Raw genomic sequence first — 8,272 nt, forward strand, 5'->3', positions numbered from 1 at the left:
TTACCATGTCTTGCACTGCAGCCGAACAAATCAATTAACTATCGACTGACACGGAAACTAAACAAATTGATGGTTACGCCCCCGACTATTAAGTGTTGCAGACGCGGCAAACGTCGCCCATTACGCTAATGGCCGTTTTCGTCGGTCGCGTATCTCGCGCACCGGCTTCGGTTCGGGTCGCCACCGCGTCGCCGCCACGGGAACCGCAATCTCATTGCCGGTTTTTCGACGACAAACCACGAGAACAGGGTCAGTGCCATCGATATGACGAAAGTGATCGTCACCATGGCGATATCCGGGTGGGAGAAGCCACCGAAAAATGCGCCCATCGTGTCATGTCCGCCGTAGAGCATCGACTGCAGGACAACGTAGTGCCACAGGTAAAAGCCGTACGAAACTCGCCCTAGTCCCACCAGCGGCGCGATATTGAGCACCCGAACCAACGTGGAACGCTGATCCGTCACGACCTTCGCAATGATGAGTGCTGCGGCTAACGGTGTCAGCGGATAACCCAACGCCTGCAACGAAAACTCGACGCCGGTCTCGCTCAGCAGCACGAAACAGAGATAGGCAGCAGCAACCGGCCACAACTTGCCGGCCCAGGAGGTCCAGCGGCGAGGCGCCACTGCCAGCAACGCGCCGATCAGAAGACCGTCGGAGTGAGTATCGAAACCACAATAAACGCGGACCACCGGGAAGTCATGCGACATCAGAAACGAACGCCACCCAATCACCGCGACCGTGAGAAGCGCAACCGCGATCAGGATGCGCCGTGGCCAAAATTTCAACACGCCCAGCAGGATCAGCGGCCAGACAAGGTAAAACTGCTCCTCGATCGCAAGGGTCCATGTATGTCCGGTGAGATGCGCATCGTAGATCTCGAACGCACGCACCCAATTCATCACATAGAAGAAAGCCGGCAGAACTTCCAGACCCAATCTCAACGGGGCAGGAAATATCAGACAATAGACACCGACGCCTGCAAGCATCAGCAATAGAGCCGGATAAAGCCGCCGGGCGCGCCGCCAATAAAACGCCGGCAAATCGATCCGGCCGGTGCGCAAGTGTTCGGCTACGAGTAGGTTGGTGATCAGGTAGCCGCTCAAGACGAAAAATACATCGACACCGACATACCCGCCCCCCACAACGCCGGCAAGACCGGTATGCGCAAGAAATACCGCAATGACGGAAAGTGCGCGTAAGCCGTCGAGGCCAGCAATCCGGACGTGCTGAGGTTGATTCATTGCCTATTCCGGGGACGCGTCGCGAATATCCAACTACGCGGATGGTGACAGTCGATAATTTCTCGAGATGTTTGGTAAGGATCGGGCTACGAGAGTTCCACGAGTCGCCTAATACCCTATGGTCGCAGCGATGGTCGTCGTCGCACGAGAAGGCCGCTGTGGCGGCGTCGAACTGTGCAAATCACGCACAAACTTTGTTTAGCCCACAGCGTTGTTGCGGCGCTTCGCCCGCCTTAGACTCGGTTCCTCTCCAATCACTGCCGAAAAGAACCATGTCCAGCCGCACACTTCGTAGCATCCTCGGTGCCTGCCCACCCGCTTCGCTGCCGGCTCACACCACCGCGTTGCTGTTGGTCGACTTTCAGAACGAATATTTCACGGGCTCGCTGCCCATTCCCGATGGCGCGGCGGCGTTGCAAAACGCGCGCCAGCTTGTCGAATGCGCTGACCACCATGGGTGGCACGTCGTCCACGTGCAGCACGTTGCACCGGCCGGCTCACCTCTGTTTGCCGCCGATAGCCGGCAAGTGGAATTTCACGCGGACATGCAACCGAAGCCCGCCCATCGCGTCGTCGAGAAGAGCTCCGTGAGCGTATTTGCCAGCACGGATCTCGCGCGTACGCTAAAAGACGATGGCATCACGCATCTCGTCATGGGTGGCCTCATGACGCACGCCTGCGTAGCCGGTGCCGCGCGAGACGCAGTGCCGGCAGGCTTTGAAGTTGTCGTGGTCGCCGACGCATGCGCGACCCGCGACATCGTCGTCGACAGTGAGTTGCGCGTTGGGCACGCCACGCTGCATCTGTCGGCCCTGGCTGAAATCGCGGATACGTTCGGCTCGGTGATGAGCACGAGCGACGTCCTGTCGCTGGCCGCCGGATAAACGGCACGAAGCTCATCATGTCATTCGGATATTCCGGCATCCTACTGATTGTCGAGCGCGGTGCTCGTTAGTGGCTACGACGACGTCGTGGTAGCATCGGGCGGCTCGGCATCGTGCGTCACCGGCCGAATCGAAGCTACGTTTGGCGACGTGATGAGCACGTCGGAAATCATTCACTTACCGCTGCGCTAAGCATTGGCCCGATTCACCTTCGTGGTGACGCCGCGTAGCGCCAATCTCGCCCATGGACCAGTTGCTTGCAATGCGCGCCTTCCGCTTCATCGTCGAAGCGCAGGGATTTTCGGCTGCGGCCGAACGGCTCGACACCACGCATTCGAGTGTGTCGCGTCAATTGAAGCAACTCGAGGTTTCGCTCGGTGTTCAGTTGCTCAACCGTAACACGCGGCGCTTTACGCTGACGGCCGCGGGTGAACGCTACTACAAGGCCAGCGTCGATATTCTCGATCGCGTGGAAGCAGCGGCGCAGGCCATGGCGGACGAACATCAACAGGCGGCCGGCTTGCTGCGCGTCACCGCGCCGCTTGCCATCGGCACACTGGAACTAGCTGACTGGCTTCCGGCGTTCCAGAAGCGTTATCCCGACATCCAACTAGAGCTATCGTGCAGCGATCAGTTCGTCGACCTCGTTGCAGAGGGCTTCGACGTAGCGCTGCGCATCAGCGGACCATTGGCGGACACGACGCTGGTTGCGAGGACCTTGGCCGTCTCGGACGTCGTGCTGGTTGCATCGCCGACCTATCTGGCTCGACACGGACTCCCACACACATCCGGGCAAGTCGCCGAACACGAGTTACTGTCTTTTACCGGCGCGCTCGCACCGACAGAATGGGTGCTGACGTCCGAACAAGGCGCGCCAATCCATGTCCTGCCGCGCAGCCGGCTGAGAACGGACGCTATCACTGCGCTCTACTCCGCGGCGCTCGCGGGCGCGGGTATTGCCGCCTTCACGCGGCAGACGGTTCAGACAGACATCGGAAGCGGCCGTCTCGTTCAAGTCTTGCCAGGCTACACGCTCGGAAGCCGCCACTACTACGCGCTGTATCCGCAAACGCGTTATGTGGCGCCCAAGGTGCGGGCGTTCGTCGATCACATGGCTGAGCACTATCGCGGACGATGACGATGCGCTCGACGCAGCGTCAAGCGAACGCAAATAGAAGAGAGAGAGACAACCCAAGATCCACGCAGAAAGCGCGTCGGGTCCAAGGTGAACGACAGCCGGCCGACGAAACTCGCCGCCCGGCCGCCTGAATCGATTACGACGGACGCTTCGGAATATCCAGTCCCTTCGCCACGGCCGGTCGCGCGACGAACGCAGCCAGTGCGCGCGTCACGTTCGGGAAGTCCTGAATGCCGACGAGATCGCCCGCTTCATAGAAGCCGATCAGATTACGCACCCAAGGAAACGTGGCGATATCGGCGATCGAATACGAATCGCCCAGAATCCAGTCACGTCCTTCAAGTTGCCGATCCAACACGCCGAGCAGCCGCTTCGATTCGCCGATATAGCGATCGCGCGGACGCTTGTCTTCGTACTCCTTGCCGGCGAACTTGTGGAAGAAACCCACCTGGCCGAACATCGGTCCGATGCCGCCCATCTGGAACATCACCCACTGGATCGCTTCATAGCGGCCGACGGCATCCTGCGGAATGAACCGGCCGCACTTGTCCGCGAGATAAATCAGGATCGCGCCGGATTCGAACAGCGGCAGCGGCTTGCCGTCAGGCCCGTTCGGATCGATGATCGCCGGAATCTTGTTGTTCGGATTGAGCGACAGAAACTCCGGCGTCATCTGATCGTTGGCATCGAAGCGCACGAGATGCGGCTCGTACGGCAAACCCGTTTCTTCGAGCATGATCGACACCTTCACGCCATTGGGCGTGGGCAGCGAGTAGAGCTGAATCCGGTCCGGATGCTCGGCAGGCCATTTCTTCGTGATCGGAAAAGCGGATAGTTCGGTCATGTGGCGGTGTAACCCTTGTGCGAAAGTGGCGGCTTGAAAAGAGAATCGGGCCCCGGCAGCCGGCCGGACGACCCGCAGCGAAGATCCCAATGCAAGATCGCCAAATATAAACCGACTCGGCGCAACGCGTGCGCGCGCGGCCCGATGCTCCTATCGGCACGCAAGGTTTTACAGTCGACGTGTAACCAGAGTGGCCCGCGAACGCAAAACGCGCACGCTAGCCCGCACTCACCACAAATCCTTGGTCGCCGTGCCGGCGCGCAGGTTATAACCATCGCGCCACAAGGACGCGCCGACCGTCAGCAACAGCGTCTTCTGCTCGCCGTCGAGCAGTTCCCACGCCGCCGCCAGCCAACTGGCGAAGCTCGCGCAGGTCTGTTCCAGGTCGACGGGCGTTTTGCCCTCGAGGTATTGCCGTTCGAACATCGAAAGAATTTTTTCGGGTGTCATGGGCGCCGTCTCCGTGTTGGATGCGCCAAGTCTAAAGGCGGCGCACCGCGTGCGGAATGCTCTCGACACCAATCCCGGGTTACTCCCAGGCAAAATCCGCCATCGGGCGAAAAAGAGCCGTTGCGCGACGCAAAAGCGTCGGCAAAAAGGAAAAGGCGCCGAAGCGCCTCTTCCGTCGAACCCGTCGCAAGCCGAATTACGGCGCGTTGCGCTTGGCGTTGTCCTTGGCGTCTTCCTTAGCGTCGCCATAGGCCTTCTGCACCTTGCCCGCGCCTTGTTGCAGATCGCCCTTCAGTTCCTTGCCCGGATTGTTCGTGGCCTTGCCGACCGCTTCGTTGACCTTGCCCTTGACCTGCTCAGTCACACCCTTCACCTGGTCCTTGTTCATGTTCGGCTCCACTATTTGGAATGCCGGCGCGACATTACGCCAGTATCCGTACTCAGCAACGGGTGTGCCCGTGCCTGCGCACGGCCTCGTTTCTCCAGCGCGCGTCGCGTAAAAATATTTTCAGAAAGGCCTAAAGTCCCGCCTCTGCCTGCCGTAAAGGTGCCAAGGAGGAGCCATGGACCGCACACTCATTACGCTTTCGGGATCATCCCAGGCCGCGTTGATCGACCGGGACATCGCGCATATTGCGCGTGTGATGCGGCCGTCTTTACACGGCGACCTGGGCGGCCCGATCCTGCCGGCCGCGTATTGGCGCAAGCGTCTGTACCAACTGCTCGACGCCGGCAACCTGTCCCACGCGCAACTGTGCACGGTCGACAGCCTCCTGCTCCAGCTCGATCAGTACGAAGCTGAACCTCAACTGGCCTGGGACGCATTGGCGCCTGCCACCGCCGCCCTGTTCCCACCGCCCTATCCGGCCAACGCCAGCCACCCGGTCTGACGCGCTGCGAGCCTGAACCCCGGCCCTTTCCGGGCCGGCGGCAGCCCCTTTGCACGAGTTAAAAAAAGGCCGCGAAACACGTCGCGGCCTCAACACGTCGCAACGCGGGGAATTCGCGTCACGCCAGAAGCGTACACGCGCAACTGTGACAGCCACATTTAGCCGTGGACTTCCCCTGTCCCCGGTGTGCCGAACCTGGAAATTTTCTGCCCAAGCCGCGCAAAAAATAGGGAAATGGGACGACCTTAGGTCATAATGTCCGCAAAAATTCCCAGCAAGGACACCCGTGACCCTCGCCGCACCGCTCGCACTGCTCAAGCAAGCGCGCGCCCGCTTCACTCAACGCGAAATCGCCGCGCATGTCGGCAAGGACATCAAGACGGTGCGCCGCTGGGAAAAAGGCGAAACGCAGTGCCCGGCGATGCTGGAACCGGCCTTGCGCGATCTGCTGCAAAACCGCGCGCGGGCCAAACGCAGCGCGGGCGGCGACGCCCAGTTCCGCTTCATCGATCTGTTCGCCGGCATCGGCGGGATTCGCATGGGCTTCGAGGCGCATGGCGGCGACTGCGTCTTTACGAGCGAGTGGAACGACTTTTCGACCAAGACCTATCGCGAGAATTACCCTGGCGGCGGCGAGCATGCGCTGATCGGCGACATCGTCTCGTTTCCGGCTGAAGACGTGCCGAGCCACGACGTGCTGCTCGGCGGCTTCCCGTGCCAGCCGTTTTCGATCGCCGGCGTGAGCAAGAAGAACGCGCTGGGCCGGCCGCACGGTTTCGAATGCACGACCCAGGGCACGCTCTTTTTCGACGTCGCGCGGATCATCGCGGCGAAACGCCCTGCCGCGTTCCTGCTGGAGAACGTGAAGAACCTGCTCTCGCACGACAAGGGCCGCACCTTCGACGTGATCCTGCAAACCCTGCGCGACGAACTCGGCTACGAAGTGCACTATCGCGTGGTCGACGGCCAGCATTTCACGCCGCAGCATCGGGAACGGATCATCATCGTCGGCTTTCGCGGCAAGACTTCGTTCTCCTGGGACGACCTGCATCTGCCGGCAGACGGCCCGCGCCTCGGCTCGATCCTGCATCGCACGGACGGCAGTGAACCGGTGCTGCCGTGGGACCAGGATCGCTTCTTCGATCACACGGGCCGGCGCGTCCAGCCCAAGTACACGCTCACGCCGAACCTCTGGACCTATCTGCAAAACTACGCGGAGAAACATCGCGCGGCAGGCAACGGTTTCGGCTTCGGCATGGCCTATCCGAACAGCGTGACACGCACGCTGTCGGCGCGCTATCACAAGGACGGCTCCGAGATCCTGATCTATCAAGGCGAGGCACTGCGTCCGCGCCGCCTCACGCCACGTGAATGCGCGCGGCTGATGGGTTTTCCCGATACCTTCCGGATCCCGGTAAGCGACACGCAGGCCTACCGGCAATTCGGCAACAGCGTCGTGATGCCGGTGATGCGCGAAGTGGCGCGCATCATGCTGCCGCATGTGCAAACCCTGCTCGCCGAGGAGACGCGCCATGGTTCGATGCAAACGCTCTCGCTTTACGCGTGAGCGGTCAGCTTGTGTCGGTGGCCGGCGTGTCGAAATCTTCGAAACACTAGCTAAGCGCTAAAGATGGTCGATATCGTCGACAGCGCGACGCGCAGCCGGATGATGTCCGGCATCCGCGGCCGCAATACCAAACCGGAAATCCTGATCCGCAGCCTGCTGCATCGGCAGGGCTTTCGCTTCCGTCTGGATGCGCGCGATCTGCCGGGACGCCCGGACATCGTCTTGCCGCGCTACCGCGCTGTCGTGCTGGTGCATGGCTGCTTCTGGCACGGCCACGACTGTCATCTTTTCAAATGGCCGCAAACGCGGCCGGAGTTCTGGCGCGACAAGATCGGCCGCAATCGCAGCAACGACGACAAGGTTCGCGCGGCGCTGCTCGCCAACGGCTGGCGCGTCGCGGTGGTATGGGAATGCGCTTTACGCGGCGCCAATCGCGATATCGAGGGTGTCTTGCAGCGGCTCGTCGAGTGGCTGAAGAGCGATGCGCCGAGCTTCGAGGAACGCGGCTGAAAGCCGCCTGTAGCCTCGCCGCCTGCCACGAATTCGAAGGCCGCTGGTGATACACTCGGCTGGCTAACTCGGGGTACTTCCGCGCGGCGCCCTGCCCTGCAAACCGGTTGCAAAACCGCACGCCCCGACCATCCCAGAACCACTCAAGAAGGGAGGCACATCATGGCAGATTTCCGTCTTTGGTCCGACGAATTTCCCACCAACGGCTTCATGCCGAAAGCCCACGAATACCACGACAAGGCCTTCGGCGTGGACGGCGAGAACATCTCGCCCGCGTTGCAATGGGAGGCGCCGCCGCCCGACACGCAAAGCTTCGCGCTCACCGTTCACGATCCCGACGCGCCCACCGGCAGCGGCTTCTGGCACTGGGTCGTGGTGAACATTCCGGGTGATGCCCGCTCGCTGCCGCGCAACGCCGGCAAGGCGGATGGCTCGTTGCTGCCGCAAGGCGCGCTGCAGGTGCGCAACGACTACGGCACGGTCGGCTTCGGCGGCGCCGCGCCGCCGCGCGGCGACAAGGCGCATCGCTACATTTTCCGTCTGCATGCGCTGCGCGTGCCGCATCTGCCGATCAACGCGGACACCACCAACGCGGTGGCGCGCTTCATGACGCATCTGAACGAACTCGACTCGACCACTCACACCGGCTTGTACGAACTCAAATAACGCGGGAGACGCGGTGGCCGGCGCGCGCAAGCAGAGCCGGCCACCGTGGCTGCGGGGGCCTGTTATCTAAAGTCGGCCC

Annotated in this window: 10 protein-coding genes; 6 read left to right on the plus strand and 4 right to left on the minus strand. The window is 61.5% G+C overall.

Features of this window, described 5'->3' with window-relative positions; translation table 11 throughout:
• Positions 1 to 125: 125 nt before the first annotated feature.
• Complete coding sequence (locus tag P0D73_RS19705; protein ID WP_408177905.1) at positions 126 to 1,244, minus strand: acyltransferase family protein; 1,119 nt, start codon at positions 1,242 to 1,244, stop codon at positions 126 to 128.
• 272 nt (positions 1,245 to 1,516) lie between these two features.
• On the opposite strand from P0D73_RS19705, the gene P0D73_RS19710 reads away from it, so the two are divergent.
• Together P0D73_RS19710 and P0D73_RS19715 are read left to right on the plus strand one after the other, a co-directional pair.
• A complete protein-coding gene (locus P0D73_RS19710; protein ID WP_408177904.1) occupies positions 1,517 to 2,128 on the plus strand; it encodes a cysteine hydrolase family protein in 612 nt (203 codons plus the stop codon).
• 244 nt (positions 2,129 to 2,372) lie between these two features.
• The gene (locus tag P0D73_RS19715; RefSeq protein ID WP_408177903.1) at positions 2,373 to 3,266 is read left to right on the plus strand and encodes a LysR family transcriptional regulator; all 894 of its coding nucleotides are present in this window, start codon (positions 2,373 to 2,375) and stop codon (positions 3,264 to 3,266) included.
• Positions 3,267 to 3,402: 136 nt separating this feature from the next.
• Here the strand turns inward: P0D73_RS19715 and P0D73_RS19720 are convergent, their stop codons facing one another.
• From P0D73_RS19720 to P0D73_RS19730, 3 genes are all read right to left on the minus strand, one after another.
• A complete protein-coding gene (locus P0D73_RS19720) occupies positions 3,403 to 4,110 on the minus strand; it encodes a glutathione S-transferase N-terminal domain-containing protein (protein WP_408432600.1) in 708 nt (235 codons plus the stop codon).
• 228 nt (positions 4,111 to 4,338) lie between these two features.
• On the minus strand, positions 4,339 to 4,560 hold the full coding sequence (locus tag P0D73_RS19725; protein WP_132375501.1) for a hypothetical protein: 222 nt from the start codon (positions 4,558 to 4,560) through the stop codon (positions 4,339 to 4,341).
• Between the two features lie 196 nt (positions 4,561 to 4,756).
• Positions 4,757 to 4,948, minus strand: coding sequence for a CsbD family protein (locus P0D73_RS19730; protein ID WP_132375502.1), 192 nt, complete (start codon positions 4,946 to 4,948; stop codon positions 4,757 to 4,759).
• A gap of 175 nt (positions 4,949 to 5,123) precedes the next feature.
• Here P0D73_RS19730 and P0D73_RS19735 point away from each other — a divergent pair, with 175 nt between their 5' ends.
• From P0D73_RS19735 to P0D73_RS19750, 4 genes are all read left to right on the plus strand, one after another.
• Positions 5,124 to 5,450, plus strand: coding sequence for a hypothetical protein (locus P0D73_RS19735; protein WP_132375504.1), 327 nt, complete (start codon positions 5,124 to 5,126; stop codon positions 5,448 to 5,450).
• 286 nt (positions 5,451 to 5,736) lie between these two features.
• Entirely contained in the window at positions 5,737 to 7,017 is a 1,281-nt protein-coding gene (gene dcm, locus P0D73_RS19740; RefSeq protein ID WP_408432602.1) for a DNA (cytosine-5-)-methyltransferase, read from the plus strand.
• Positions 7,018 to 7,080: 63 nt separating this feature from the next.
• Positions 7,081 to 7,527, plus strand: coding sequence for a very short patch repair endonuclease (locus P0D73_RS19745; protein WP_408177900.1), 447 nt, complete (start codon positions 7,081 to 7,083; stop codon positions 7,525 to 7,527).
• 162 nt (positions 7,528 to 7,689) lie between these two features.
• Entirely contained in the window at positions 7,690 to 8,193 is a 504-nt protein-coding gene (locus tag P0D73_RS19750) for a YbhB/YbcL family Raf kinase inhibitor-like protein (protein WP_132375510.1), read from the plus strand.
• Positions 8,194 to 8,272: the final 79 nt, after the last annotated feature.

This window comes from Paraburkholderia sp. RL18-101-BIB-B, from assembly GCF_046026985.1.
GTDB lineage: Bacteria > Pseudomonadota > Gammaproteobacteria > Burkholderiales > Burkholderiaceae > Paraburkholderia.

What these genes read in the sequence shown, in the direction of transcription:
- P0D73_RS19705 (WP_408177905.1), bottom strand. Translation starts at nt 1,244, where the DNA reads ATGAATCAACCTCAGCACGTCCGGATTGCTGGCCTCGACGGCTTACGC.
- P0D73_RS19710 (WP_408177904.1), top strand. Translation starts at nt 1,517, where the DNA reads ATGTCCAGCCGCACACTTCGTAGCATCCTCGGTGCCTGCCCACCCGCT.
- P0D73_RS19715 (WP_408177903.1), top strand. Translation starts at nt 2,373, where the DNA reads ATGGACCAGTTGCTTGCAATGCGCGCCTTCCGCTTCATCGTCGAAGCG.
- P0D73_RS19720 (WP_408432600.1), bottom strand. Translation starts at nt 4,110, where the DNA reads ATGACCGAACTATCCGCTTTTCCGATCACGAAGAAATGGCCTGCCGAG.
- P0D73_RS19725 (WP_132375501.1), bottom strand. Translation starts at nt 4,560, where the DNA reads ATGACACCCGAAAAAATTCTTTCGATGTTCGAACGGCAATACCTCGAG.
- P0D73_RS19730 (WP_132375502.1), bottom strand. Translation starts at nt 4,948, where the DNA reads ATGAACAAGGACCAGGTGAAGGGTGTGACTGAGCAGGTCAAGGGCAAG.
- P0D73_RS19735 (WP_132375504.1), top strand. Translation starts at nt 5,124, where the DNA reads ATGGACCGCACACTCATTACGCTTTCGGGATCATCCCAGGCCGCGTTG.
- P0D73_RS19745 (WP_408177900.1), top strand. Translation starts at nt 7,081, where the DNA reads ATGGTCGATATCGTCGACAGCGCGACGCGCAGCCGGATGATGTCCGGC.
- P0D73_RS19750 (WP_132375510.1), top strand. Translation starts at nt 7,690, where the DNA reads ATGGCAGATTTCCGTCTTTGGTCCGACGAATTTCCCACCAACGGCTTC.